The organism is Streptomyces sp. NPDC086777, from assembly GCF_040702065.1.
Classification (GTDB): Bacteria; Actinomycetota; Actinomycetes; order Streptomycetales; family Streptomycetaceae; genus Streptomyces.
In genome coordinates, this window is sequence record NZ_JBFBJI010000060.1 from 1 (window position 1) to 26869 (window position 26869).

Annotated in this window: 20 protein-coding genes and 3 pseudogenes; 9 read left to right on the forward strand and 14 right to left on the reverse strand. The window is 72.4% G+C overall.

The genetic code is table 11. The features are described from left to right. Positions 1–174 precede the first annotated feature (174 nt). Positions 175–894: pseudogene (locus AB0472_RS43165) on the reverse strand (MFS transporter); the annotation flags it as partial. A 346-nt stretch (positions 895–1240) separates the two neighbouring features. On the opposite strand from AB0472_RS43165, the gene AB0472_RS43170 reads away from it, so the two are divergent. Continuing rightward, positions 1241–3094, forward strand: a complete 1854-nt coding sequence (locus tag AB0472_RS43170) for an arabinofuranosidase catalytic domain-containing protein (RefSeq protein ID WP_366364937.1) — start codon at positions 1241–1243, stop codon at positions 3092–3094. 234 nt (positions 3095–3328) lie between these two features. On the opposite strand, the gene AB0472_RS43175 is transcribed toward AB0472_RS43170, so the two are convergent. Both AB0472_RS43175 and AB0472_RS43180 read right to left on the reverse strand, forming a co-directional pair. Further along, entirely contained in the window at positions 3329–5371 is a 2043-nt protein-coding gene (locus tag AB0472_RS43175) for an NB-ARC domain-containing protein (protein WP_366364890.1), read from the reverse strand. A gap of 160 nt (positions 5372–5531) precedes the next feature. Further along, positions 5532–6056: a MarR family transcriptional regulator gene (locus AB0472_RS43180; protein WP_366364892.1), complete on the reverse strand. Its 525-nt coding sequence runs from the start codon at positions 6054–6056 to the stop codon at positions 5532–5534. Between the two features lie 51 nt (positions 6057–6107). On the opposite strand from AB0472_RS43180, the gene AB0472_RS43185 reads away from it, so the two are divergent. Continuing rightward, a complete protein-coding gene (locus AB0472_RS43185; RefSeq protein WP_366364939.1) occupies positions 6108–7019 on the forward strand; it encodes an EamA family transporter in 912 nt (303 codons plus the stop codon). On the opposite strand, the gene AB0472_RS43190 is transcribed toward AB0472_RS43185, so the two are convergent. Next, positions 6990–7931, reverse strand: coding sequence for a L,D-transpeptidase (locus AB0472_RS43190; RefSeq protein ID WP_366364941.1), 942 nt, complete (start codon positions 7929–7931; stop codon positions 6990–6992). The two genes, AB0472_RS43185 and AB0472_RS43190, sit on opposite strands and share 30 nt — an antisense overlap. 533 nt (positions 7932–8464) lie before the next feature. Between AB0472_RS43190 and AB0472_RS43195 the strand changes: the two genes are divergently transcribed. Beyond that, positions 8465–9892, forward strand: a complete 1428-nt coding sequence (locus tag AB0472_RS43195) for an alkaline phosphatase family protein (protein ID WP_366364893.1) — start codon at positions 8465–8467, stop codon at positions 9890–9892. A 284-nt stretch (positions 9893–10176) separates the two neighbouring features. On the opposite strand, the gene AB0472_RS43200 is transcribed toward AB0472_RS43195, so the two are convergent. Together AB0472_RS43200 and AB0472_RS43205 are read right to left on the reverse strand one after the other, a co-directional pair. Continuing rightward, a complete protein-coding gene (locus AB0472_RS43200) occupies positions 10177–12084 on the reverse strand; it encodes an FHA domain-containing protein (protein WP_366364895.1) in 1908 nt (635 codons plus the stop codon). Positions 12085–12473: 389 nt separating this feature from the next. Beyond that, positions 12474–14096 (reverse strand): metallophosphoesterase family protein, encoded by a 1623-nt coding sequence (locus tag AB0472_RS43205; RefSeq protein ID WP_366364896.1) that lies wholly within the window; start codon positions 14094–14096, stop codon positions 12474–12476. 303 nt (positions 14097–14399) lie between these two features. On the opposite strand from AB0472_RS43205, the gene AB0472_RS43210 reads away from it, so the two are divergent. Beyond that, complete coding sequence (locus tag AB0472_RS43210) at positions 14400–15296, forward strand: RNA polymerase sigma-70 factor (RefSeq protein ID WP_366364897.1); 897 nt, start codon at positions 14400–14402, stop codon at positions 15294–15296. Between the two features lie 102 nt (positions 15297–15398). Further along, entirely contained in the window at positions 15399–16145 is a 747-nt protein-coding gene (locus AB0472_RS43215; protein WP_366364899.1) for an SDR family oxidoreductase, read from the forward strand. Positions 16146–16414: 269 nt separating this feature from the next. On the opposite strand, the gene AB0472_RS43220 is transcribed toward AB0472_RS43215, so the two are convergent. Beyond that, entirely contained in the window at positions 16415–16756 is a 342-nt protein-coding gene (locus tag AB0472_RS43220) for a hypothetical protein (RefSeq protein WP_366364901.1), read from the reverse strand. 320 nt (positions 16757–17076) lie between these two features. Then, positions 17077–17640, reverse strand: a complete 564-nt coding sequence (locus AB0472_RS43225; protein WP_366364903.1) for an MBL fold metallo-hydrolase — start codon at positions 17638–17640, stop codon at positions 17077–17079. A 431-nt stretch (positions 17641–18071) separates the two neighbouring features. Between AB0472_RS43225 and AB0472_RS43230 the strand changes: the two genes are divergently transcribed. Beyond that, positions 18072–19586: a glycoside hydrolase family 43 protein gene (locus tag AB0472_RS43230; RefSeq protein WP_366364905.1), complete on the forward strand. Its 1515-nt coding sequence runs from the start codon at positions 18072–18074 to the stop codon at positions 19584–19586. A gap of 12 nt (positions 19587–19598) precedes the next feature. Continuing rightward, positions 19599–19886 (forward strand): annotated as a pseudogene (locus tag AB0472_RS43235) (non-reducing end alpha-L-arabinofuranosidase family hydrolase); the annotation flags it as partial. Here AB0472_RS43235 and AB0472_RS43240 read toward each other — a convergent pair. Continuing rightward, positions 19886–20224: pseudogene (locus AB0472_RS43240) on the reverse strand (aldehyde dehydrogenase family protein); the annotation flags it as partial. The pseudogenes AB0472_RS43235 and AB0472_RS43240 sit on opposite strands and share 1 nt — an antisense overlap. 326 nt (positions 20225–20550) lie before the next feature. Then, complete coding sequence (locus AB0472_RS43245) at positions 20551–21147, reverse strand: TetR family transcriptional regulator (protein WP_366364907.1); 597 nt, start codon at positions 21145–21147, stop codon at positions 20551–20553. A gap of 159 nt (positions 21148–21306) precedes the next feature. Between AB0472_RS43245 and AB0472_RS43250 the strand changes: the two genes are divergently transcribed. Together AB0472_RS43250 and AB0472_RS43255 are read left to right on the forward strand one after the other, a co-directional pair. Further along, positions 21307–22188 (forward strand): SDR family oxidoreductase, encoded by an 882-nt coding sequence (locus tag AB0472_RS43250; RefSeq protein ID WP_366364908.1) that lies wholly within the window; start codon positions 21307–21309, stop codon positions 22186–22188. 456 nt (positions 22189–22644) lie between these two features. Then, positions 22645–23469: a DUF1684 domain-containing protein gene (locus tag AB0472_RS43255; protein WP_366364910.1), complete on the forward strand. Its 825-nt coding sequence runs from the start codon at positions 22645–22647 to the stop codon at positions 23467–23469. A 151-nt stretch (positions 23470–23620) separates the two neighbouring features. On the opposite strand, the gene AB0472_RS43260 is transcribed toward AB0472_RS43255, so the two are convergent. The 4 genes from AB0472_RS43260 to paaC form a co-directional block, all read right to left on the reverse strand. Further along, positions 23621–24319: a DinB family protein gene (locus AB0472_RS43260; protein ID WP_366364912.1), complete on the reverse strand. Its 699-nt coding sequence runs from the start codon at positions 24317–24319 to the stop codon at positions 23621–23623. A gap of 96 nt (positions 24320–24415) precedes the next feature. Then, a complete protein-coding gene (gene paaE, locus AB0472_RS43265; RefSeq protein ID WP_366364914.1) occupies positions 24416–25528 on the reverse strand; it encodes a 1,2-phenylacetyl-CoA epoxidase subunit PaaE in 1113 nt (370 codons plus the stop codon). Then, positions 25528–26043, reverse strand: coding sequence for a 1,2-phenylacetyl-CoA epoxidase subunit PaaD (gene paaD, locus AB0472_RS43270; protein WP_366364916.1), 516 nt, complete (start codon positions 26041–26043; stop codon positions 25528–25530). Before paaD ends, paaE begins: the two co-directional genes overlap by 1 nt. Further along, positions 26037–26867 (reverse strand): 1,2-phenylacetyl-CoA epoxidase subunit PaaC, encoded by an 831-nt coding sequence (gene paaC, locus AB0472_RS43275; protein ID WP_366364918.1) that lies wholly within the window; start codon positions 26865–26867, stop codon positions 26037–26039. Before paaC ends, paaD begins: the two co-directional genes overlap by 7 nt. Between the last annotated feature and the right edge of the window lie 2 nt (positions 26868–26869).

A 26869-nucleotide genomic window follows, 5' to 3' on the forward strand; every position in this document is an offset into this window, starting at 1 on the left:
ACCAGCCCCCACCCGTCAGGCTATCCCCCACCCTCCCCCCCGCCCCCCCGGCGCGCCGGGGTGGGCCCCCCGGGGGCCGGGGGGGGGGGGGGCCCCCCCCCCCCCCCCCCCACTCCCGCGTACCCGGCTTCCCGGTGGCCAAGGGGGCTCCGCGCACAGGTGGTGGGGTATGCAGAGGCCGATCACGCCCAGCGGGCCCGCGATCGGGAACGGCAGGCGCCAGCCCCAGGTGAGCATCTGCTGGTCGGTGAGGAGCACGTTCAGCACGGTGACCAGGGCCGAGCCGAGGGCGTGGCCGACGAAGGTGCCGAAGTCGAGCCGGCTGGAGAGGAAGCCGTGGCGCCGGTCCGGCGAGTAACTCGGCGACGAACGTGGTCGCGCCGCCGTACTCGCCGCCGGTGGAGAACCCCTGGACCACGCGGGCGACGAGGAGCAGGACCGGCGCGGCGATCCCGATGGTGGCGTAGCTCGGGATCAGACCGATGGCGAAGGTGCCCAGCGCCATCATGATCATGGTGGTGGCGAGCACCTTCTGCCGGCCGACCCGGTCGCCGAGCGGCCCGACGAGGAGTCCGCCGAGGGGCCGTACGCCGAACGCGGCCGCGAAGGTGGCGAACGAGGAGTCACCTGGGCGCCCGGGGAGGCTCCGGGCAAGAAGACCTTGCCGATGGTGGCGGCCAACTAGCTGTGGACGCCGAATTCGAACCACTCCATGCAGTTGCCGAGCGCCGACGCGCCGACCGCGCGCCTCAGCAGCGGGGGTTCCACGATCTGGATGTCGCCGCAGCGGAAGGCCCGGTTGTTCCGCCGGAGCCTGCGGACGAGCTCGTCGCGGACCTGCCGGGGCAGTTCGGCGACCGGCTTCGGCGGGGTCGCCGGGCCGGGTTCGCACAGGCCGTCGGGTACGGCTCCGGACCCGCCGCCTCCCCCGTTCCACCGGCGGAGGGTTTCCCCGGCAGAGATTCGCCGAAGCGAACTCCGCGGCGGATGTGAACACCTCACACCCCAACCGGCTGCCCCGGAACGGCGATGTCACGCGCGCGGGCTGTGCTCCTGCAACCGCCGCCTCCAGGCTCTGGTCTGAACCAAAAAAGGCAACAAATATTGACGGACTCGAACAGCGTGCGTAAGTTCCGGGCCGAGCCGATCTGCGAGCTGTGCCGCCGCGCCTCGGTGCGGCCTCCCCCATCCCAGCTTCGAAGGGACGTCCATGCCTGGATCCCCGCCCGTCTCGCGTGTCATGAACTCGCCAAGATTGCGGTTACGCAGGCCGCGGGTGGCGGCCGTACTGGCCTCCCTCGGTCTCGCTCTCGGGCTGCTGCTCGGGTTCCCGGCCGCCTCGCAGGCCGCCGGGTCGCTGCCCTGCGACATCTACGCCGCGGCGGGTACCCCGTGCGTGGCCGCGCACAGCGTCACCCGCGCGCTGTTCTCCTCCTACGCCGGCCCGCTGTACCAGGTGACCCGCGTCTCGGACGGGGCCACCGCCGACATCGGACCGCTGACCCAGGGCGGGTACGCGGACGCGGCGGCCCAGGACGCCTTCTGCGCCGCGGACGGCGGCTGCCGGATCACGAAGATCTACGACCAGAGCGGCCGGCACAACGACCTCACGCCCGGGCCCGCCGGTACCGCCGGCACGGGTGCCGACCGGGGGGCCGACGCGTCCGAGATCGCCGTCACCGCGGGCGGTCACAAGGTCTACGGGCTCTGGATCTCCCCCGGGGTCGGCTACCGCTACACCGGTGTCGCCTCGGGTGTCGCCGTCGACGGACAGCCCGAGGGCGCCTACATGGTGGCCAGCGGCACCCATGTCGGTTCCGCCTGCTGCTTCGACTACGGCAACGCCGAGCGCACCCCCGCGGACACCGGCAACGGCCACATGGACGCCGTGTCCATCGCCACCACCTGCTACTTCGCGCCGTGCACCGGGAGCGGCCCGTGGGTGGAGGCCGACCTGGAGAACGGCATGTTCCAGGGCGACAACGGCTCCAACACGGCGAACCGCGGCAACAGCTCCACCTTCGTCACCGCCGTGCTGAAGAACAACGGTCGGACCCGCTACGCGCTCAAGGGCGGTGACGCCCGGTCCGGCGAGCTCTCCACCTGGTGGGACGGGGCGCTGCCGACCCGGGGCGGCTACCAGCCCATGCAGCAGGAGGGCGGCATCATCCTGGGCATCGGGGGCGACAACAGCAACTGGAACCGGGGGACGTTCTTCGAGGGCGTGATGGTCTCCGGCTATCCCACCGACGCCGCCGAGAACGCCGTGCAGGCGAACGTCGTCTCCGTCGGCTACAGCGGCGAGACGGACGTGCCGAACGGCCCGCAGGGGACGGTCACCGGACCGGGCGGCAAGTGCGTCGACGTCGCCGCCGACGACACCGGCACCGACGGGGCCGCCGTCCAGCTGTGGGACTGCCAGACGTACGCCGAGGACCAGCACTGGACGCACAACCCGGACGGTTCGCTGTCCACCCTCGGGCGGTGCCTCGACATCGAGAACAACGGCACGGCCGGCGGGGCGAAGCTGGAGCTGTGGGACTGCAACGGGGTCGGCGGCCAGAAATGGGTCCAGCAGGCCGACGGCTCGCTGCTCAACCCACAGTCCGGACGCTGCCTCGACTCCCCCAGCGGCGCCACCGCCAACGGCACCCGCCTGCAGATCTGGGACTGCAACGGGTCCGGCGCACAGAAGTTCTCGGTGAACGGCGGCGGGCCGGTCAAGGGCCCGGGCGGCACGTGCGTGGACGTGGCCGCCGACGACACCGGTGGCGACGGCGCCGCCGTCCAGCTGTGGGGCTGCCAGTCGTACGCGATCGACCAGCACTGGTACCACGGCTCGGACAACTCTCTGTCCACGCTGGGGCGTTGCCTGGACATCGTGGGCAACGGCACGGTGAACGGCACCAAGGTCGAGCTGTGGGACTGCAACGGGGTCGGCGGCCAGAAATGGGTCCAGCAGGCCGACGGCTCGCTGCTCAACCCACAGTCCGGACGCTGCCTCGACTCCCCCAGCGGCGCCACCGCCAACGGCACCCGCCTGCAGATCTGGGACTGCAACGGGTCCGGCGCACAGGCCTTCGGGCTGACCTGAACGCCGGTCCCGGTGCGCCCCGCGGTCGGCGGGGCGCACCGGGATGTGCCCGGGCCACGGAACGCGCCGCCGCGGCCTGTCGGCGCTGCGCCGAGGAGGCGAGGGACTGTGCCGCTGCCCGAATCCGGTGACTTCCCGTCCGTGCCCAGCGGCTGGTGCCGGACGCCCCAGGAGCTCGATCCTGATCCCCCGCCGGGGCAGCCGCCGCGCTGATCACGGACGCCGCCCGCGGTGTCACTGCTCGGGCACCGGCCCGCCGTACGCGCCCCAGGACACGAGTGAGCGTGCGTCACCGGTGGCCGCCCGGCGGAAAGTCTGGCCGTACCGCCTCAGTCCCATGCGGCGCACGAGCCTGTCCTCGCACTCGCCGCGCAGCGCCGCCATCTCCGGTGTGCCGCGCTGCGGATGTCCCACCGTCTCCCAGAAACGGGCCGCCGCGCCGAAGGCGTAGGCGGCGGCGGGCTCCTCCCCCGCGTCGGCCAGGGCGATGGCGAGGAGGTCCATGACCATGGCGATCCCGAAGGCGTCCCCGATGTGCTGCTTGGCGTCGAGAGCGGCCCGCGCGTGCCGTACCGAGTCCTGCGGCCGGCCGGCGAGGAAGGCGATGAGGGCCAGCTGGTGTTCCGCGTAGGAGCGGGTCCAGTGCTCGTCCAGCCCGGCGCAGAGGTCGCGGAGTTCGAGGGCCTCGTGCCGGGCCCGGTCCAGTCGGCCGGAGCCGGTGAGCCCGAAGACGTGCACCAGGCGGCACAGCACCGTCGGCGCGGTCAGCTGCTCCGGGCGGAGGGCGGGGGCGGCGGGTTCCGTCGTCTCGACGCCGTCGACCGCGGCGAGGGGCCGCCCCTCCAGCAGGTGCAGCAGGCCCTCCAGGTAGGCGGCCCGCCCCAGCCCCTCGTCGTCGAGGGCCTCGGTGGCGGCGCGCCGGCACGCGGCGGCCGTCTCGTGCGCGGCGGCCTGCTCGCCCTGCAGGGTGAGGGTCAGCCCCAGGCTCCACAGTCCCTGCACCCAGGTCTCGTCCCGGTCCCGGGCGGCCGGGACGGTCGCCGCCTCCAGGTACTGGCGGGCCTCGTACAGGTAGCCGGAGCAGACCCAGAAGAAGGTGACATTGCCGATCATCTCCAGCGCCGCGGCCGGGTCGGTCGCCAGCAGGTGGTCGGCGGCCAGGCGGATGTCGGAGTGCAGGAACCCGATCCGCCGGTACCAGCTCCGCTGCGCCGGGCCGAACCACTCGCGGTGCGCCCGCCGGGTCTGGGCCAGCACGTACTGGGCGTGACGGCGGGCCAGTTCCTGTTCGGCACCGAGCTCGGCCAGCCACATCCGGCCGTACTCGCGCACCGCGTCCAGCATCCGGTACACCCCGTCCTTCCGGACCACCACGGACTTCTCGCACAGCGAGACGAGGGTCCACCCGACACTGCCCGGCGAGAGCGGGCCGCCGCCGGCCAGCTGCCCCGCGAGCTCGTCGTCGAAGGAGGCGGGCAGGTAGGACAGCCGCGCCCACAGCAGCCGCTCCTGCGGGGTGCACAGCTCGTGGCTCCAGCCGATGGTGGTGCGCAGGGCCGCGTGCCGGGCCGGCCACCTGCGCGCCGGCGCCGCGGGCAGGTCCACCGCCCGGTACGGGCCGGCGCAGAGGTCCGCCAGCGACATGCCGCGTAACTGACCGGCCGCGAGCTCCAGCGCCAGCGGGAGCCGTTCCAGCTGTTCGCACAGGCCCGCGGCCAGTTGCCGGTCGCTGTCGTCCACGAGCGGGCTGCCCGCCGCCGCGGCGCGGTCGGCGAACAGGGCGACCGCCTCCGCCGCCGAGGCGAACGGCTCGATCCCGACCACCGCCTCGCCGCGCACCCGCAGCGGTTCCCTGCTGGTGGCCAGGATGCGCAGGTTCGGACAGGCCGTCAGGAGGTCGCCGGCCAGGTCGCGGCACTCGGCCGGCAGGTACTCGCAGGAGTCGAGTACCAGGAGCGTCCTGCGATCGCCGATCCACGCGCACACGGCGTCCGCCGGCGGCCGCGAGGTGTGGTCGGACAGCCCCAGCGCGTCCGCGACGGTGGCCGCCAGCAGGTGTGCGTTGCGCAGCGGGGACAGGTCCGCCCAGGCGACCTCCGCGCCTGCCCCCGCCGCCGTGCCCAGGGCCACGACCCGCTGGGCGAGCCGGGTCTTGCCGACCCCGCCCGCGCCACTGAGGGTGACCAGCCTGCTCCGGCCCATCTCCGCGGCGATCCGGTCGAGTTCCGCCGCCCGGCCGACGAAGGAGGTTTCCGCGTCCCACATCATCCACACCATGCGCCCATCCTCCTGGCGGGCCGACGCAAGGTGAGCCGATCACGGCTTTGCCGCCTCCCCCGCTCCCCGGGCCCCTACTCTGGAACGAGCCCTGCCGTGAGCGCGCGAGGTTCACTCCTGCGAGTGAACCCTTGCAGCGTGGCCGCATGGCTAGGGCCGGTCACCCGCCGCCGGGCGCGTCCGGGTCCTCCATGCGGGCCAGCCAGGTGGTGAGCAGGGTTTCCAGCGATTCGGCCTCGGCGGGGGTCAGCAGGTCCACCAGGCGGCGTTCGTTGCGCATGTGGTCGGTGAAGGCCCGGTCGACGAGGTCGCGCCCCGGCGCGGTGAGGGCGACGATACGGCCGCGCTGGTCGTCGTCGGAGCGGCGGCGGGTGACGAGTCCGGCCCGTTCGAGGCGGTCGATCCGCTTGGTCATCGCGCCGGTGGTGACCATGGTGTGCGCGGCGAGTTCGCCGGGCGCCCTCTCGTAGGGCTCCCCCGCACGGCGCAGGGCGCACAGTACGTCGAACTCCCCCTCGCTGAGGCCGTAGCGGCCGTAGACGAGGCAGAGTTCGTCGGTGAGCCGGCCGGCCAGGCGGTGCAGCCGGCCGATCACCCCCTGCGGGCCGACGTCGACGTCGGGCCGCTCGCGGCGCCAGTCGGCCTGGATGCGGGCCACGCGGTCGAGGGGTTCACCGTGCTCCATGCCTCCACAATACCTTCCCCGGAAGTTATATTAGCTTCCATGGAAGCTAATATGCGCTGGGTGGCGCTCACCGCGGTGGCGCCGGTGGCCTGGGGTGCCAACTACTACGTGACACACGAGTTCCTGCCGGCCGACCGCCCGCTCTACGGGGCCGCCCTGCGGGCGCTGCCCGCGGGGCTCGTCCTGCTGGCGCTGTGCAGGCAGCGGCCGCGCGGTGCGTGGTGGTGGCGGTCTGCGGTGCTCGGACTGCTCAACATGAGCGTGTTCTTCGTTCTCGTCTACGCGGCCTCCCAGCTGCTTCCGACGAGCGTGGCCTCGACCGTCATGGCGGTGTCCCCGCTGACGATGATGCTCATCGCCTGGCCCCTGGTGTCCGAGCGGCCCCGGCCCGCCCAGTCGGCCTGCGCGGTGCTCGGACTCGGCGGGGTCTGCCTCATGCTGCTCACGGGGGTGGCGGGTACGAGCGTGCCGGGGGTCCTGGCCTCGGCCGCCGCCATGCTGGTGTCGGCCTTCGGGCACGTCCTGACCAAGCGCTGGGGTGCCGGCACCGACGTGCTCGCCTCGACCGCCTGGCAGCTCACGGCCGGCGGACTCTTCCTGCTCCCGGTCGCCGCGGCGGTGGAGGGGCCGCCGCCCGCGCTCTCCGCACCGGCGCTGCTCGCGTTCGGCTACGCCTCCCTGGTCGCCACCGCGCTGGCCTTCGTGGCCTGGTTCACCGGGCTGCGCCATCTGCCGGCGGGAACGGTCGGGCTGATAGGTCTGCTCAACCCCGTCACGGGCGTCCTGCTCGGCACGGCGGTCGCCGGAGAGGTGCTGACCGGCCGGCAGCTGTGCGGACTGGTGCTGGCCCTGGCCGGAGTCGTCCTGGGCCGGCCCGGGCGGGAGCGCCGGCCGCCCCTCCCGGAGGAGCGCCGGTCACCCGCCCGCCGTGGGTCAGAGCGCCGAGGACGTCTCCTCTCCTGACGCGCTGCCCGTGAGCCACTGGTCCCAGCCCAGGTTGAAGTCGGCGTAGCCGTTGTCGGCCGGGGCCTTGCCCCGGGGCGAGCCGGTGATGGTGACGGGGTCGCCCTGCTTGACCTGGCCGTAGAACCACTTGGCGTCCGACAGCGACAGGTGGACGCAGCCGTGCGAACCGCGGGCGCTGCCGCTGCCCGGGTTGGGGTCGCCGGTCGAGTAGTGCACGTAGGTGCCCGACTGGGTGAGGTGGACGTCCCAGGGCAGCGTCAGGTCGTAGAAGTTCGGGCTGCCCTTGTCGCAGCTGATGCCGACGCTGCAGGAGGTCATGTGGACCTTCTCCTGCTTGTCGATGACGGCCATCGTGCCGTCCCACGTCGGGTACTGGGCGCTGCCCGCGTTGATCGACAGGGTGCGCACCGTCTGGCCGTTGCGGGTGACCTTCATGGTGTGGCCGGTCACCGAGACGTCCGCCCGCACGTCGTCGCCGACCGTGAAGGTGTGCGTGTAACCGTGCACGCCGTAGCGGCCGTTGCCGTTGCTGACGCCCGTCATGTCGGCGTCGACCTTCACCTTCGTGCCGGAGGGCCAGTACGTCTTCGGCCGCCAGTCGGCGCGCCGGTCGCCCATCCAGTGCCAGGCGCCGACCACCGGCTGCGAGGTACTGATCTTCATGTGCTTCTCGACGTTCGCCTTCGCCTTGGCCGCCACCGGGTTCGTGAAGATCACCGAGATCGGCATGGCGACGCCGACCGTGGTGCCCGTCTGCGGGGTGATCGTGTCCAGCAGCATCGGCGGGCCGGCGGGCTTCGTGGGACTGGGCGAGGCGCTCGCGCTCGGCGTCCCGGACGCCTTCGCGTCGTCCCCACTCGCCTTGTCGCTGCCGCCCCCGCCGCCGCAGGCGGTCACCCCCACCAGCATTGCGACCGTACCGACTGCGATGCCTATACCGCCCTTGCGCCGTCCCACGCCCTGCCCCACTCACTCGTCTCGCTCTGCGGCCCGTGCAGGCCCCACTGTCCGTCAGACTGCTGCAGCACGGGTTCCAGTTCCCCGGGGGACGTAAAACATGGATCAAGAATCGGCGGCCGGCAACGGCGCGGCCCGGCCGGTCCCGTGTCCGGAGATGCGCGGCAGCGAATCGGGAGCGCCGGGCACCCGTCGTGCGGTCCGGCGTCGGCGGCCGCTCCGCACTGCCCTGCGCGCCGCCCGGCCGTACATGATTCATGTAGCGGCCATCGTTCAATAACACCCGGCAACACCTACGCGTCCAGCGGGTGTTGGACCTAACGGATCGGTAAATTCCCTCCGTGCGTTGGCCCGGAGTTCACCAGCCGCACCTGACGCACCGCACCGCCCGGGGCCCACTGTGAACGGCGGCCCGTCCTCGTGGCCGGGCCTGCCGTCACTCCCGCAAAGGCCCTCCTGCCGGAGGGCCCGAGAAAGGAGCAGTCATGGCCGAACCGACCCGTCGCAGACTCCTCGGCTCCGCCGCCGGCGCGATCGGCGGTGCCGCGGCCCTCTCCCTCCTGCCGCCCAGCGTCCAGAAGGCCGTCGCCGCCGAACCGCCGAGGAACGGCTCCCTGCAGGACATCGAGCACGTCGTCATGCTGATGCAGGAGAACCGCTCCTTCGACCACTACTTCGGCACCCTCTCCGGTGTCCGCGGCTTCGCCGACCCGCACGCCCTGAAGCTGGACGACGGACGGTCCGTCTTCTACCAGCCCGACGCCGTCAACCCGAGGGGCTACCTGCTGCCCTTCCACCTCGACACGCACAGGTCGAGCGCCCAGGCCATCCCCTCCACGAGCCACGCCTGGTCCGTACAGCACCAGGCATGGAACAACGGCAAGATGGACCGGTGGCTGCCCGCCCACCGCACGGCCGACGGCGTCAACGGCCCCTACGTGATGGGCTACTACACCCGCAAGGACATCCCCTTCCAGTTCGCCCTCGCCGAGACCTTCACCATCTGCGACAACTACTTCTGCTCCGTGTTCGGCCCGACCTGGCCCAACCGCCTGATGTGGATGACGGGTTCGATCGACCCCGGCGGCACCCGGGGCGGCCCGGTCATCAGCAACGCGGCGCCCACGCCGTACCGCTGGACCACGTACGCCGAGCGCCTCCAGGCCGCCGGGATCAGCTGGAAGGTGTACCAGGAGGAAGACGACTACGGCACCAACATGCTGGAGCAGTTCGCGTCGTTCAAGAACGCGCAGCCCGGCTCCGACCTGTACGAGCGGGGGGTACGGCCGCAGGTGCACGGCACGTTCGAGGACGACGCGCGGGGCGACCGGCTCCCCACGGTGTCGTGGATCTGCCCGACGAGCCACCAGTCGGAGCACCCGGACTACCTGCCGGCCGCGGGTGCCGACTACGTGGCGTCGAAGATCGAGGCCATCGCGTCGAACCCGAAGGTGTGGCGGAAGACCGCCTTCATCCTCAACTACGACGAGAACGACGGCCTGTTCGACCACGTGGCGCCGCCGACCCCGCCGGCGGGCACGAAGGACGAGTTCGTCCGGGGACTGCCGATCGGCGGCGGGTTCCGGGTCCCGGCCATCATCGTCTCGCCGTGGACGGTGGGCGGCTGGGTGGCCTCGGAGGCCTTCGACCACACGTCGGCGCTGCAGTTCCTGGAGCGGTTCACCGGCGTCGAGGAGCCGAACGTCAGCGACTGGCGGCGGGCGACCTTCGGCGACCTGACCACCGCGTTCCGCTTCCGCGACGCCCGCCCCCGGGCGCCCCGGCTCCCCGAGGACACCGCCGAGCAGCTGGAGAAGGCGCAGGAGGAAGTGGCCACGCTGCCCAAGCCGACCCTGCCCGGCGCCGACCAGTCCTTCCCCCGCCAGGAGAAGGGCCGCCGCCCGCACATCTGACGGCCGGTGCACGACGGCAGGGCCGGGGGCCGGCCCCGCCCGCCGGTACGAACGGTCCGGCGGACGGGGTCGGCCGGGGCACCCGGTGAGCCAGGGCCTGTCTGACCATTCCCGTCGTCGCCCGGAGGGCGGCCTCGCGGCGTCAGGTGCGTGCTCTCGGCGTGCCGGGCGCAGGCCCTCGTACGGGACGCACTCGGGTCTGCGCCCGGTGCGGCGAGTGGGGGTACCCCCTCTGGGGGAGCGTGCATGGCGTCGCGAGGCAGACGGGAATGGTCAGACAGGCCCTAGGCCTGGGCGGCCGGCTCCAGTGCCGCGGCGGCCGCTGCCGCTGCGGAGGAGTCCTGGCCGTAGAAGATGTCGATGTCGACCTCCTCGCCGCCCATCGTCAGGGTGTCCCAGGCTCCGCTGAGGACGAGCATGCGCAGGGTGGCGGGCTGCAGGGTGCGCAGGCGTTCCAGGATCGCCTCGTCGTCCGGCATGCCGGACAGGCGGGTGGCCAGCCGGTCGCGGATGGCCTGCATGCGCTCCAGGAGCGTCTTGGTGTCGGCCTCACGGTCGGGCTCCTCGGGGATCCCGTCGATGCCGTGGCCGATGATGTCCTTGATCGCCCAGGTGACACCCCGGTCGTCGGTGGTGACCATCGCCTTCCAGGCCCGGCTCTTGTGCCGGTACTGCAGCATGGACATCGCCGCCTCGTGCCGCAGGAAGTCCGCGTCCCTGAACGGCCTGCCGTTCCACGCCCCGTTGAGGGAACGGGCCAGCGAGATGGCGGAGGCGAGGCCGCTGTTGAGGCCGCGGCCCGGCCAGAAGTGGATCGCGTTCGCGGCATCGCCGAGCAGGAAGCCGTACGTGCCGGGCGAGCTCGACGTGGGCGGCAGCAACTCGGCGGAGAACCGGGGGCGTTGCACCATGTCGAGGCGGAAGCTGGTGACCGCGGACAGGTCGTCGGCCTCGACGCCGTACAGCAGCAGCCCCTCCTGCACTCGCCGCCACAGGGCCGAGCCCTTGACCAGGGCGGGCAGGAACAGCGTGCCGTGCGTCGAGCACTGGAAGTCGCCGTACTCGTCGCGGTCCATCAGGCACGGCCGGGAGGCGATGCACTCCTCGAAGACACGGCGGACCGGGTCCAGGCCGATCACCTCGGCGGCCTCGGCGTCGGTCAGCCGCATGTTGAGGAAGCCCTCGCCGCGCAGCGAGTTCAGCAGGAAGCGGTTCTGGGCGACCGTCAGCAGCACCGCCATGGGGTCGGTCAGACCGGACTTCACGCGCAGGCCGAGGACGACGTCCTGGAGGTGGCGGCCGTCGAGGGAGTAGATCGACTCGTCGGCCTTGCCGAACCGGGCGGCGAAGTGCTCCCGGGTGCGCGACCGGCCACCGTCGCAGATCGCGAGCACGTGCTGGGAGGTGAGTGCCTCCTGCTGTTCCGCCGGGTCGAACCGGGCGGGTACGAGGCGTATCCGGTCCCGCTTCTCGTTGGCCAGCTCCAGCAGACGGTCCTCGATGTAGGCGATGCGCATGTTGCGCGGGCTGTGGTCGCCGACCGAGTCGGGGCCGGAGGGCCACATCTCCGTGTAGTGCTCCGGGTCGAAGAGGCGGGCCTGCACCTCCTCGGGCCATGCGAGGTACTGACGGCTCTGCACGGTCACCACCTGCTGGCGCCGCACGTTGCCCTCGTCCTTGCTCTTCCAGACCACGGAACGGCCCTGCTTGCGCCACCTGCCGTCGTAGACGGTGATCTTCACCTGGGGCCCGAGGAAGTGTTCGAGGAGCAGCGCGAGGGACAGGCCGACGGGACCACCGCCCGCGACCGTGACCTGGAGTACCGGTCCCTGTTCGCTCTTCTGCCCGGCGTGCGTGACGGACCGGGGCAGGGAGAGCGCCATCAGCGTCTCCATGGCGTCCGCCACCTCGAAGCGGAACTCCTGGTCGCCCAGGGTGATCTCGTCACCGGGCTGCAGCAGCCGGGACTCCACCTCCTCCCCGTTGACCAGCGTGCCGTTGCTGCTCTCCAGGTCACGCAGCACGTAACCCTTGTCCTCGTCGAAGACGATCTCCGCGTGGAAGCGGGAGACGCTGAGGCTGGAGATGACGACGGTGTTCTCCGAGTTGCGCCCAAAGGTGACGCGGGTGTCCAGGACCGGGATGCGCTCCCCCGCCAGCAGACCTTCGAGTCCGACCAGCACCGGTGCCACGGCACTTCCTTCCAGGAGTGATTGACCTCGACATCACTGCGGCACCGCCGGACACTGCCACGCACGTCCACGCCGGGCGGCAGTCAACCGGCGGAACAGCGACACGCTTGACATGTGGGTGAACCGTGAGACAGATCGGGTACGACGGCGCCACGGTTCTCCGGGCGGCGTCCGGCTTTCCTCACCAATTCGCCCCCATCCGGGAGCTTATCCTTGCTCAGCCAGGCAGTTCCAGTGGGCGCCGCGCCGCGATGTCACACCGGTACACCGGGAGTTCGCCGGTTCCGGCCACTGCTCCCGGCGGGCGGGTGCGGGAAGCCGCGTCGTCCCGGGCGGGCGGTGCGGGCCGGGCGGCAGACGCCCGGCCCGCCTTCCGGCCGGCGGCGGGATCAGCCGGCGTGGCCGGTGTGCCCGTCGGAGCGCGTGCGGTGCAGGCTGAAGGTCTCGAAGACCGACAGTTCACCGTTCGGCTTGTTCACGTTGTAGTACGTGACGTGCATCCGGGTGGTGTCACCGGGGTGCCGGCCGGGGTCGACGGTGAAGGCGGCGAAGCCGTAGGGGTGTTCGACGTCGCGGACACCCACCCACACGGCCTTCTCCTGGACGTAGGTGGAGGTGCGCTTGCCGTTCGAGCCGGCGGTCGCCGACACGGCGGTGATCACCTTGCCGGTGCCGTCGTCGAAGAACTTCTGGTTCGTGGTCCCCGAGACACCGCCGCCGCCGAGGATCATGTGCACGGTGCCGAGGTTGGCGTCGATGTCGTCGGTGGCCCGGGAGACCGGGTTGGGCGTCAGCGTCTCGCTGCCGTTCACCACGCCGCGCACGGCCAGCGAGCGCTCGTAGTTGTGCTCGTGACCGCAGAGCACCAGGTCGACGCCGTACCGGTCGAACAGCGGGCCGTACTTCTCGCGCAGACCGAGGTCGGCGCCGTTGGCGTCGGAGGAGCTGACCATGACCTGGTGCATGGCCACGACCACCCAGTCGACGTCCTTGGAGGAGCGCGCCGCCTTCAGCTCCTTCTCCAGGAAGGCGAGCTGGCGGCCGCCGGAGTAGCCGCTGATGTAGATGTCGCCGCCGTCCTGGAGGCAGTTGTCGTCGTTCTGCAGCACGATGACCCGCACCGAACCGGCCGTGAACGCGTACCACAGGCCCGCGAGTTCGGCGTCGGTCTCGGTGGAGGGCAGCGAGAAGTACGTCTGGTAGGCGCCGAGGCCGAGCGGGCCGTTGGCCTTCTCGATCTCGTGGTTGCCGGCCGCCGGCATCCAGGGGCGGAAGCGCGCCGAACGGGTGTTGTTGGTGAAGAAGTTGTTCCAGGTGCGCACCCGGTCGACGTCCAGGTTGGCGTAGCAGAGGTCGCCGTTGAGGAGGTGGAACAGCGGGGCGACCTGCTCGATGCCGGTGACGATGTCCTTCGTCGCGGGCGTGGAGTTGGCGTCCAGGCCGACGGATCCGTCGGCCGCCCAGGTGACCTGTGGGGCGGACTGGTCGCCGAAGCTGGTGAAGGTGACCGGCCGGCGGCCCTGCGGAGCGGTGCGGAACGTGCCGCTGTCGGGGGTCGCGCCCTCGTGCGTGGCGAGGTAGAGGTAGTCCGTGTCCGGCTCGAGCCCCTTCAGCAGGGCGTGGTGGACGTGGACGGTGCGGTTCGAGGTGCCGTCGACGTAGGTGACGGTCCGGGCCTTCTTGCTGGAGCCGAAGCCGTGCTCCAGGGTGCCGTAGCGGACGACGGGCCTGGTCACCGGGCGGTCCGTGATCCAGGACACCGTCATCTGGGTGCGCGGGTCCGCCCCGAAGGTCAGGTGCAGGCCCTGGACGGGGGGCGCGCCGGAGGAGTCCGCGGTGAGGTGGAAGGCCGGAGCGGCCGACGATGCCGCCTGGGCCGTACCCGCTCCGAGGAGGCCGGTCGCGGCGGCCCCCGCCCCCGCGGTCCCCAGCAGGCCCAGCGCGTGCCGGCGGCTGAGCCCCTCCGGGCCCTCCGCCGATCTGTCCTGTGACGACTCTGTGTGTGTGGTCATGACGCCCTCCCGACGAGCAGCTGAGCAGACAACGACCGCACCCTTGCCCAGCCCAACTGCTGCCACATGAACACCACATGACCACCTGGCCACCACATGTCAGGCATCTGGCCGACAAGGCCGGCTCCTGGCCCGCTCCTGGCCCGCTCCTGGCCCCCCCCCCCCCTGGCCGACCCCTGCCCGTGCCTTTGCCGGCCGCGGCCCTGCCCTTGACCTGCGGGGGTCCGACACCCCGGCCCCGGCGGTGCGCCGGCCGGGGCGGGACCGGCTTGTAGCATGCTGGTCCGACCCTGGAGGACATGGATGCGCGCCGGTGACCACGCCGACTCCCTCGACCGGGCGACGAAGGAGTTCGTCGCGGCGCGTCCACAGCTCTTCGGTATCGCCTACCGCGTCATCGGCAGCGCCGTGGAGGCCGAGGACATCGTCCAGGAGGCATGGGTGCGCTGGCAGAACACCGACCGCACCGACATCCACGAGCCGGCCGCCTTCCTGGCCACGGTGACCACCCGGCTGGCGATCAACTTCACGCAGTCGGCGCGGGTGCGCCGGGAGTCGTACGTCGGGCCCTGGCTGCCCGAACCGGTCGACACGCGGCAGGATCCGCAGCTGGGCGCCGAGCGCGCCGAGGCGCTCGACATGGCGGTGCTCTTCCTGCTGGAGAAGCTGAACCCGGTGGAGCGGGCCGCGTACGTGCTGCGGGAGGCGTTCGACTACACGTACCGGCGGATCGCGGACATCGTGGAGACCAGCGAGGCCAACGCCCGCAAGCTGGTGAGCCGGGCCCGCAAGCGACTGGCGGCGGAGCGCAGGGAGCCGGTCGGCTCCGCCGAGCACCGGCGCTTCCTCGAGGTGTTCCTCGCCGCCGCGCAGAACGGCGACCTGGCGGTCCTGGAGGAGATCCTCACCGAGGACGTCGTCAGCTACGCCGACGGGGGCGGCATCCGCGGGGCGTCGAAGATCCCGGTGTCCGGGGTGCCGCACGTCTCCCGGTACCTCGTCGCCTTCGCCCCGCGGTTCTGGCCGCAGGCCCAGGTGCGGTGGGTCGAGGCCAACGGCAGGCCGGCCGTCCTGGTCTCGGCCTCGGGGACCGCGGTGGCACTGTTGCAGGCCGACGTCTCGGCGCGCGGCATCGAACGTCTCCTGTGGGTACTGAACCCCGCCAAGCTGGCTCGCTACGTGGCGTCGCTGGAGGGGTGACGTGCCCGCCCCGCCGGAATCCCGGAGTGCGTGTCACACCTGAGGGGGCTGCGCGGTCTCTTCTGTCGGAAGCGCCAGAAGGATCGTGAGAGGAATCCCGTCATGAAGGTCGTAGTCATCGGTGGCACCGGACTCATCGGCTCGAAGCTGGTTCGCAGGCTCGGCGAGCAGGGGCACGACGCGGTCGCCGCCGCACCGAGCACCGGCGTCGACACCCTGACCGGCGAGGGCCTGGCCGACGCCCTGGAGGGCGCCACGGTCGTGGTCGACGTGTCCAACTCCCCCTCGTTCGAGGACCAGGCCGTCATGGACTTCTTCCGTGCCTCGACGGCCAACCTCCTCCAGGCCGAGGCCGAGGCCGGCGTGCGGCACCACGTGGCGCTGTCCGTGGTGGGCACCGACCGGCTGCAGGACAGCGGGTACTTCCGGGCCAAGCAGGCCCAGGAGGAGCTGATCGAGGCGTCCGGCATCCCCTACACGGTCGTCCACGCGACCCAGTTCTTCGAGTTCGCGAAGGGGCTCGCCGACGGGGTCACCGACGGCGACACCGTGCGGCTGCCCGCCGGCCGGATCCAGCCCATGGTCTCCGACGACGTGGCCGCGGCCGTGGCCCGCGCCGCGGCCGGTGTCCCGGTGAACGGCGTGGTGGAGACCGGCGGTCCGGAGAGCTTCGAGCTGGAGGAGTTCATCCGGATGGGGCTCACCGCCCAGGGCGACCCCCGCAAGATCGTCACCGACCCGCTGGCCACGTACTGGGGGGCCGAGCTGCAGGAGGACACGCTCCTGCCGGGCGAGGGCGCGGACCTCGGCGAGGTCCGGTTCGCCGACTGGCTGGCCGGGCAGGAGTAGGGCCCGCTCCGCGGGGGTCCGGCACGGCGGCCGGGCCCCTGCCCGCCGGGCTAGGGCCTGTCTGACAATTCCCGTCTGTCTCTCCCGTCTGCCTCGCGACGCCGTGCACGCTCCCCCAGAGGGGGTACCGCCACTCGCCGCACCGGGCGCAGACCCGAGTGCGTCCCGTACGAGGGCCTGCGCCCGGCACGCCGAGAGCACGCACCTGACGCCGCGAGGCCGCCCTCCGGGCGACGACGGGAATGGTCAGACAGGCCCTCAGACAGGCCCTAGGACGCACCGACCAGCACCACGGTGACGCACAGCGCCATCGCCGCGGTGACCAGGAGCATCGCGGTCAGCGTGCCGCGCAGCCACCGTCCGAAGCGGGCGTGGTGGCGCTGTTCCACCGCACTGACGCTGGCGGCGATGTGCTCCGTCACCATGTGGGCCACGTAGGCCTGCTCCTGGAGATACCAGCGCTCGATGTCCGCCTTCTGCTCCGGGGTCAGCCCGGGCTCCCGGGCGACGAACGCCGAGACGCGCCGGCGTGCCGCCCTCAGGTGGGCCTGCTGGTACAGGAAGTCCTGGATGTCGGTCAGGCCGCGGGCGGCCTCCTCGCTCGTGTCCATGGTGTGCTCCGCAGGTGAGGCGGCGGCTGTCCGGCCGGTCGCGGGGTACGCGCGTCGGGAGGGAGAGCTGCGCGCACGAACGTGTCGAGCCGGGACGGGTCGGGGCCGGCGGTCTCGCGAACGCCGTGGAGCGGGAGCAAGTGGTGCGAACGTCCAGCGTGGCAAGTTCCGCACGCGGTCGCAAGAGTGTCGGCACCGTGGTCGGCGGCGTGTTCGGCGGACCACGTCGACGGAGCGCCCCGTGGCCCGGTACGCCGAGGCGTGCACCGGCGGATCCCCATGCTCCGACGACGCCGAGCAGCGCAGGACCGCGCGGCGGGTCAGACGGGCGTCGACGCGGACGGTGCGAACGGCGCCCCGTGTCCTGGCACGATCAGCGCGGGCCGGAGGGCCAGGACCTTCTGCCTGGCCTGCCGCAGTTGCTCCCGATCGGGTGCGAAGGGGTCGTCGGCGGGTCCCTCGGCGGTCCACCACAGATGGGTCAGGACCACCAGGCCCTCGCCGGCCCCGACCAGGGTGGTGACGTCCTGTGGGGTGTGGCCGGGGGTCGTCATGAGAGTGATCGACGGCGACACCTGGTACCCGTCGGCATCGCGGTCCTCCCAGACGTCGTTCCGGTAGATCGCCATGTGGTCGTGGAAGCGGGCCTCGGGAAACAGCGCGGCGTTCAGCGTGTGGTCGGGGTGGTGGTGGCTGAAGATCACGTCGGTGACGTCTTCCGGGCCCAGCCCGTGGTGGGCGAGGGGATCCAGGATCAGCCGACGGTCCGCGACCATGCCGGGATCGACGACCGCGACGGTTTCGCCGTCGCGGAGCAGGGTGACGGTACCGGCGACTCGTGTGTCGGCGTAGCCCGTGGTCAGGACGTGGAAGGCGGCAGTCATGACGGCTCCTGGCGGCTGGGGGTCGTGCGCGGGCGGCGCGGGCGGCGCGGGCGGGCGAGGACACGGCGGCGGCAGCTGCCGGCCGCCCTGGGGCCGTCGTCCCGATCGGGGAGCTGCACGTGTCGCACGACCTGTTCCGGACTCCAAGTGATCCGTCAAGAATAGGGGGTACGGCCCCGACCGGCGCGGCCCACTGGTCAGTCAGGTCGATTCGGTCGAAGCGCGTCGACAGCGGGCAGCCGCCTCGGCACCGCCGGCGAGCGGTCGATGACCAAGTGGTCAATGACCGAGTAGGAGAACATCTCGCGGTGTGGGAGCCCTTGTTTCGCGCGAAACCTCTCGATTACCTTCGCTGTCGGGTGAAGCGCTTCGACACCTGCCTGACCGCCTGGCGCCCCCGCCGCCACGACTCGACGAGAGGATCCCCTCCGGTGCCCCGTCAGTATCGGGCGGACGCCACGTTCGCCAATCCCGTGATCCCCGGCTTCCATCCCGATCCGAGCGTCTGCCGGGTCGGCGACGACTACTACCTCGCCTGCTCCAGCTTCGAGTACTTCCCCGGCGTCCCCCTCTTCCACAGCCGTGACCTGGTGCACTGGCGACAGCTCGGCAACGTCCTGGCCCGACCGGAGCAGTTGCGTCTTCCTGCCTCCATGCCGTCGTCGGGCGGCATTTACGCCCCCACCCTGCGCCATCACGACGGACGCTTCTGGCTGATCGTCACCAACTGCAGCGAGGGCGGCGGCAACCTGATCGTGACGGCGACCGACCCGGCCGGCCCGTGGTCGGATCCGATCCCGGTACCGGGCGTGCCCGGGATCGATCCGGACCTGGCCTGGGACGAGGACGGAACCTGCTGGTGCACCGTCGCCGGGGTGGCACAGGTACGGGTCGACCCGTCCACCGGACGGACGTTCGGCACACCGCACCGGCTCTGGTCCGGCGGCCCCGGCGCGAAGGCTCCCGAGGCACCGCACCTGTACCGGATCGGCGAGTACTGGTACCTGCTCATCGCCGAGGGCGGTACCGAGCGCGGCCACGGCGTGTCGGTCGCCCGCGGTCCCTCCCCCGACGGCCCCTTCGAGCCCTGTCCCGGCAACCCGATCCTCACCCACCGGGGCACCGACCACCCCGTTCAGAACACCGGCCACGGCGACCTCGTCCAAGCACCCGACGGCACCTGGTGGATCGTCTTCCTCGGTGTCCGGCCGGGGGGCGGCACCCCTGGCTGGCACGTCCTCGGCCGGGAAACCTTCCTCGCGCCCGTGACCTGGAAGGACGACTGGCCGGTCGTCGGCGAAGTGGCGCTGGAGGCACCCGCTCCCGGGTGGCCGCTGTACCCGGGCCCCGCCGAGGAGCCACGCGACGATTTCGACCTCTCCGCGCTGCGGCCGGCGTGGATCTCCCTCCGGGACCGCCCCGCCGAGCACCACAGCACCGTGGAACGCCCCGGGTGGCTGACACTGCGGGCCCGCGGCGGCTCGCTGGACGAACCCGACGTCGTGTTCACGGGCCGCCGCCAGCAGCACCTGCGCTGCCGGACACGCACCCTCGCAGACCCCGCCCAGGGCCGCGGCGGCCTCGCCGTCCGCCTCGACGAGCGGCACCACTACGAGATCGAGGCGTCCGCCACCGACGTCCGGGTGATCGCCCGCGTCGGCTCCCTGCGCTGCGTCGTGGCGTCCCGGCCCCTGCCCGAAGGGCCCGTCGTCCTGGGCGTCGACATCACCGAACCGCCGGCTCAGCACGACCCACGCACCGGACCGGACATCCTCTCCTTCGGTCTCCAGGAGCCGGACGGCACGTTCACCGTCCTGGCCACGCTGGACGGCCGCTACCTGTCCACCGAGGTGGCCGGCGGCTTCACCGGCCGCGTCATCGGCCTGTACGCCGCCGAAGGCGCCGTCCACTTCGACTGGTTCGACCACGAACCGCTCGCCTCCTGAGCGGGATGGCGTTCCGACGACAACGGACACCTGTACCGCTCGCGGACAACGGTCGGCCAGTTCCCGAACGGCTTCAGCAGCACCGTGATCGCGGCCCAGGACTCCAAGTACGCCCTGTTCGAAGCGAGCAGCGTGTACAAGGTGCAGGGCTCCGACCAGTACCTGCTCCTCGTCGAGGCCATCGCATCGGACGGCCGGCGCTACTCCCGCTCCTGGACCTCGGGCAGCCTGGCCGGCTCCTGGGCGCCCCTGGCCACGTCGGAGAGCAACCCGTTCGCGCGGCTCGGCAACGTCACCTTCGTGATGACGTTGAGCACTCCGTCCGGCACACCGGCCTCCCGCAGCACGTCCGCGACCAGCAGCCCGCAGGCGATCGGCGCGTCCTCGCTCGCCCTGACGACGACCGTGTTGCCGGCGGCGAGCGGTGCCGCCACCGCCCGCACGCCCAGGATGACCGGGGCGTGCCACGGCGCGAACGCCGCCACCACGCCCAGCGGTTCACGCACCGCCAGGCCCAACGTCCCCTGTTCCTGTGTGCTGAGCACCTCACCGCGCGGCGCGGTGACCGCGGCCGCCGCCTCCTGTGCCATGACGTCGGCGACCTGTTCGCCCCGCCCGTCCAGCAGGTCGGCCGCCCGGCGTCCCACTCGGTGATGCGTCCCTCCGGGTCGACCAGGACAAATGCCGGGGGGTACGCCTGTACCAGGAGGTGGCCGACTCCGTCACCCGAAGCCGCACCCCGGGCATCCGTACGCACAGGTTGATACCCGTTTCCCCCGCTTTCGACTGCAGACTCCGGCGCTCCCCTCGGCCCCGATGACCTCAGAAGCCGTTCTCGTACCGATGCTGTCGGGCGCGAGTTCGAGCGTGGCCACTCGGTCGCGTGGTCTTTGACTCCGGCACGCCCCACGCCAGGGCCTGCTGTCCGCGTGATGCACCGGACCGTGCGCGGCGGATTCTCGCGTCAGGCGGACGGGCGGGGGAGGGCGTCGAGCGCGGCGGCACGCACCTGAAGGTCACTCAGGGCCGCTTGGGCGAGGGGCGGGAACGGTTCGTCGCCGTCCGCCTTCATCCAGCGCTCGACGGCGACGGCGAAGGCGAGCATCGCCACTTCCGCGCCCAGCCGGGCGGTCAGTTCGTCCGTGCCGCGTTCACGCAGGGCGGCACCGATCGACGCCGCGATCCGGGCGTGCTTGAGCAGTCCGCGCTCCTGCAGGTCGCTGTTGGCCGCGACCACCCGCCTGCGCTGGACGGCCTTGGCCCGCCGCTGCGGGGTCATGACCGGACCGGTGGCCGCGAACGCCGCCCACAGGCACTGCGCGAGCGTCGCGTCCGCGGCGGCAGCGCGGACGCCGTCGGCGAACAGGCCGGCCAGTACGTCCTCGCCGCCGAACAGGACCTCGCGCTTGTCGGCGAAGTGACGGAAGAACGTGGCGCGGTTCAGGCCGGCGCGGTCCGCGATCTGCGCGACGGTCGTCTCGTCGAAGCCGTTCTCCACGAACAGGTCCAACGCCGCGCTCTCCAGGCGCTCACGCGCGTCCGGTGCCCATCTGCTCACCATCGCAGTCTAGGCGAAGCGACCAGGTCGCATCACCCTGGCGAACGATGCGACTCAGTCGCATTATTGCGGTACTGTTGATGCAACAGCGTCGCATCACTCTCTCGCGAGCGAATCCATGCCGCGCGTCCTCGGTCGCGCCGTCATCAAGGGGTCCCTCTCATGCGTATCTTCGTCACCGGTGCTTCCGGCTGGATCGGCTCAGCCGTCGTCCCCGAACTCGTCAATACCGGGCACCAGGTCCTCGGGCTCGCCCGCTCGGACGCCTCCGCGCACGCGGTCGCCGCGATGGGAGCGGAGGTGCTGCGCGGCGATCTGAACGACACCGATGTGCTGCGCGCCGGCGCCCTGGGCAGCGACGGCGTCATCCACCTGGCCTTCGTCACTCCCAGCACGAGCGAGGCGGCGACACGGACGGACGCCAAGGCCCTCGAGACGTTCGCCGCCGCCCTCGCCGGCTCCGACAGGCCCCTGGTGGTCTCCGGCGCCACACTCGTGACACCTGGCCGGCCCGCGACCGAGCACGACGAACTCGTCGCGCAAGGACCCGTCGCCGCCCGCGTCGCCAACATGCGGGCGGCGCTCGCAGCAGCAGAGACGGGTGTGCGCACCTCCCTGGTCATGCTGCCGCGGTCGGTCCACGGCGAGGGGGAGCGGCACGGCTTCGTCCCCCAGCTCATCGCCACGGCCCGGGCCAGGGGCGTCTGCGGCTACATCGGCGACGGCACCAGCCGCTGGCCCGCCGTCCACGTCAAGGACGCCGCGACCCTCTACCGGCTGGCCGTCGAGCAGGCACCCGCCGGCTCCGTCCTCAACGCCGTCGGCGACGACGGCGTACCGGTCCGCGAGATCGCCGAGGCCATCGGCCGACACCTCGGCCTGCCCGCACACTCCCTGCCCGCCGAGGAGTTCAGCGGGATGCTCGTGCGCCTCCTCAGTACCGACATGCCCGCCTCCAGCACCGTCACCCGACAACTCCTGGGATGGAAACCCACCCACCCCGGCCTCATCGAGGACATCGAACAGGGCCACTACTTCCTGTGACCAACTACAGACAGCAGACGTGAGAGGCCGTCCTCCACAGCGATCCGTTCGGGCGCCGGTTCGAGTGCCGTGACTCGGTCGCGTCATCTCCGACTCTCTGACCGCAGTCCTGCGGTTCAGTGGTCGCGGCCGACCGCGCAGCCCCAAAGACGGGCTCCGCCGCGGGCGCGTCCGCGAGCGGCCCGGGTTCCCTCCCGGGCCCGGAGGCCTCCGCCGCCGGGCCCGGGTCGGCCGCGGAGGCCTCCGGGCCCCGCGGATGCGCGGCACCGGCAGGACCCCGCCGACACGCTGCCGCGCCATCGGCCACTCCTGTCACTCCGTCTCCGCCCCGGCACGCGACACACGACACACGACTGACAGGAAGCTGTCACACGCGGACCGGAATGCGGCCTCGTCGGCCCCCGTTCTGACTGGTACGGCTGCTGCAGAGCCTCGCCGATGAAAGAGGACGGACGCATGACGACTGAGGCCACCACTACGGATCTCCAGGCCTTCACCGAGAGCTGGCAGGACTGGCACCGGGCCCAGGAGGCCCGGCTCTCCGCCCCGCACGGGTTCCTGGCCATCACCGGGCTGCACTGGCTCGACGACCGCCCGCAGCGCTTCCCCGACGCCCCGGGCGCCTGGCGCACCGGCCCGGACGGGGTCGTCGTCACCCTGGACGACGGCGAGGAGCTGGTCGTCGACGGGACGGCGGTGCGGTCCGAGCACCGATTCGGCGTGCTTGCCGAGCGCAGCGGTGTCGACGCGGTCTGGGGCGACGCCGTCATCGAGGTCGCCAGGCGCGGCGGGAACGACATCGTGCGTCCCCGGCACCCGGAGGCGCCACTGCGCACCGCCTTCACCGGAACCCCCGTCTACGACCCCGACCCGCGCTGGGCCGTGACCGGCCGCTACGTCCCGTTCGACGAGCCGCGGCCGACCACCGTGGGCGCAACGGTGGAGGGCCTGGAGCACGTCTACGACGCCCCGGGCCGGATCGACTTCGAGCTCGCCGGGCGGCAGCTGTCCCTGACCGCGTTCCCCGGACACGATCCGGGCGGGCTGATGGTGCTGTTCACCGACGCGACCTCCGGGGTCACCACCTACGCGGCCAACCGGTCCCTGACCGTCGGGCCGCCCGCCGCCGACGGCACGGTGGTCCTGGACTTCAACCGCGCCGCGAACCTGCCGTGCGCCTACACGGACCTGGCCACCTGCCCGCTGCCGCCGGCCGGGAACCGGCTGCCGGTGGCGGTCGAGGCCGGGCAGAAGATCCCGCGCGAGCGCGGCGGATCCTGACCCGGACGGCAGGGCCCGGCACGCGTGATCCACGGGGCGGGGTCCGCGCATGTCCGCCGGGACGTGCGACGGCAGGCCGTAGGCCGAGCGTTGCGACGTCGTGGCTCGTCGCGCGGTTCTCCGTGCCCCTTGGGGGCCTGCCGGACCCCGCTCAGCGCCGGCCGGCCTGCCAGAGGTCCCGGAGCAGGGCGATCTCCGCCATGTGGTGGATGAGTTCGAGATTCGCACCGCACAGTACGTCGACGAAGAGGTCGTCGGGATCGGAGCCGTACGGGTACCGGGAGAAGCCGACGGTGTCGAGCTGCTCGTCGGTCACGGTGGCGACGCCGGCCCGCCAGCGGTCCAGGTCCGCCCAGAACCGGTCCAGGGCCAGGGCGGCGACGGGCGTGAAGTCGACGAGCCGTGCGGGGTCCTGCCGCCGGGTGCCGAAGGTCCACTCCCAGCGGGCGGCGAAGCCCGAGTGCAGGTGCCCGAGCCGCCACGCGATGGTGGTGACCGGGGTCCGGTCGGGCTCCGGCGCGGCGGTGCCGGCGAGGACCTCCTCGACGCGTCCGACGCTCACGCTCCAGTCGTCGGCGATCTTCTCGACGGTCATGCCCGCGGCGACCTGCCGGGCCACCTCGGCGTACTCGCTCGCCGGGATGTCGGGCGCGCCCCTGTCGAGGACCCAGTCGCCGGGGCCGTACGCCCTGGGCGTCGCCGCCTCGTCGCGCCGCCGGATCGACCAGGAGCCGCCGGGTACCGGCTCCCACAGGTACTCCTCGTCGCCGAGCCCCGTCAGGCGCACCTGTGCCCGCTCCCTGGCGCAGTCGAACTGGTCCAGCAGCACGCCCAGTCGGCCGGTCCCCATGCCTGGCTCCCTTCGCGGTCAGCCGTTCGGCTGCGCCCGGGCGGAGGCTATCGGCCCGCCCGAGCGGGGCGCCACGGATTTCCGCGCCGGGGCCGGTCAGCTGTCGTAGTCGACGGTCAGCGACTCGGAGACCGGGTAGGACTGGCAGGTCAGGACGTAGCCGGCGGCCACCTCGGCGGGTTCCAGGGCGTAGTTGCGGCGCATGTCGGCCTCGCCGTCCGTGATGCGGGCACGGCAGGTCCCGCAGACGCCTCCCTTGCAGGCGAAGGGCAGGTCCGGGCGGATGCGGGCGGCGGAGTCGAGGATGGTGCGCCCGCGCGGGAGGCGCGCGGTGGTGGAGCGGCCGTCCAGGGTCACGGTCACCTCGCTGGCCGGGCCGGTCGCCACCGCCTCCTCGTGGCGGACGGGCTCGATCGGCTCGTCGGCGAAGAAGAGTTCCTGGTGGATCCGGCCGGCGGGGACGCCCAGTGCGGCGAGCACCTTCTGCGCGTCGAGGACCATGCCGTGCGGGCCGCACAGCCACCAGTGGCCGGCGCCCCCGATGTCGACCAGGCCGTCGATGAGGGCGCCGAGGCGGTCGCCGTCGAGACGTCCGGAGAGGAGCTCGGCCTCCCGGGGTTCGCGGGAGAGGACGTGGGCGAGGTGGAAGCGGGTGCGGTACTCGTCCTTCAGGTCGGCGAGTTCGTCGGCGAACATCACGGTGTCGGTGCGGCGGTTGCCGTAGAACAGCGTCACCGTCGAGCGGTCGTCGGCGGCGAGGACCGACTCGGCGATGGACATCATCGGGGTGATGCCGGAGCCGGCCGCGATGAGCACGTGGTGGCCCGGGACCGTGAGGTCGGGGGTGAAGGCTCCGGTGGGCGCCATCACCTCGACGGTGTCACCCGGGCGCACCTCGTGGACCAGCCAGGAGGAGAAGAGTCCGCCGGGCACCTCGCGGACGCCGATGCGGGGCGCGGTGCCGGCCGGCGAGCAGATCGAGTAGGAGCGCCGCTCGTCGCGCCCGTCGACCTCGCGGCGGAGGGTGAGGGACTGGCCGGGGCCGAAGGCGAACTCCGCCGCGAGGGCGGCGGGGATGTCGAAGGTGACCGCCACCGCGTCCTCGCACAGGGGCTGGACGGCGGCGACGCGCAGGGGATGGAAGGCAGGGCGGCGCCGGCGTGCTGGAGTCGCGGGGGCACCGGCGGTCGGTGCCGTCAGCTCTGCCATCAGATCTCCTTGACGTACTCGAACGGCTCCTGGCAGCTGAGGCAGCGCCACAGCGCCTTGCAGGAGGTGGCCGCGAACCGGGACGTCTCCTCGGTGGCGGCCGATCCGCAGCGGGGACACGGAACCGTGCGCCGGGTCGGCGACAGGTCCAGCGGGACGGGGCCCGCCGGGCGCGGGGGCGCGGCGTGGGGCGGGGCGATGCCGTGGTCGGCGAGTTTGCGGCGCCCCTCGGGGGTGATCCAGTCGCTGGTCCACGGCGGGTCCAGGACCGTGCGGATCTCCACGCGGCCGAAGCCGGCGTCGCGCAGGCGGGCGGCGACCCCGGCCCGCATCTCGGCCATGGCGGGGCAGCCCGAGTAGGTCGGGGTGAGGTCGGCGACCACCGTGCCGTCCTGCTCGACGGTGACGTCCCGCAGCACGCCGAGGTCGGCGAGGGTGAGCATGGGGAGTTCCGGGTCGGGCACCTGTTCGGCGATGTGCCGGGCCCGCCGGGCGTCGGTCAGGACGGTCACCACGTCGCCTCCGGGTGGGCGCGGGCCACACTCTGCAACTCGGCGAGGAGCGGGGCGAGATGGCCGGTGTGCTCGCCTTCGCGGCCCTGGCCGGGCAGTGGCGGGACGCGCGGCACGGGCAGACCGGCCGCGTCGAGGACCTGGTGGAGGTCGGCCAGCACCGCGTCGCGCACGTCGTGGGCGGCGAACAGCTCCGCCCAGTACGGGGCCTGCTCCTCCAGGGCGGTCAGCATCCGGGCGTGCGACTCCTGAGTGCCGTCGCCGAGGCGTACGACCCACTCGGCGGCGTACTGCCGGTGGTAGGTGAGCTCCTTGACACCCTTGGCCGCGATCGCCGCGAGCACCGGGTCGGGCGCGGCGGCCAGTTCGGTGAAGTGGGCGAGCCGCCAGCTCGCGAACACCAGGAGCCGCAGGACCGAGAAGGCGAAGTCGCCGTTGGGGAGTTCGGCAAGGCGTACGTTGCGGAACTCGGCGGTGTCCCGGAAGTAGGCGTAGGCGTCCTCCGTGCGGCCGGTGCCGTCGGTCTGGCCGGCCCGGGAGTAGAGCAGCCGGGCCTGGCCCAGCAGGTCGAGGCCGATGTTGGCCAGGGCCACCTCCTCCTCCAGCTCGGGGGCGCGGGTGACCCATTCGGCGAGCCGCTGGGTCAGCACCAGGGCGTCGTCGCCGAGCGCCAGGCAGGCGGCGGCCAGTTCGGCGGCGTCGACGCCCTCGGGCACGGCGGTGTCGACACCGTGCAGGGGGTCCTCGAAGCCGGTGCCGAAGGCCCAGCGCGCGTCGCTGTCGTCGTGCCCTTCGGCCAGGCTCAGGTAGACGTGGTCGTCGCTCATCA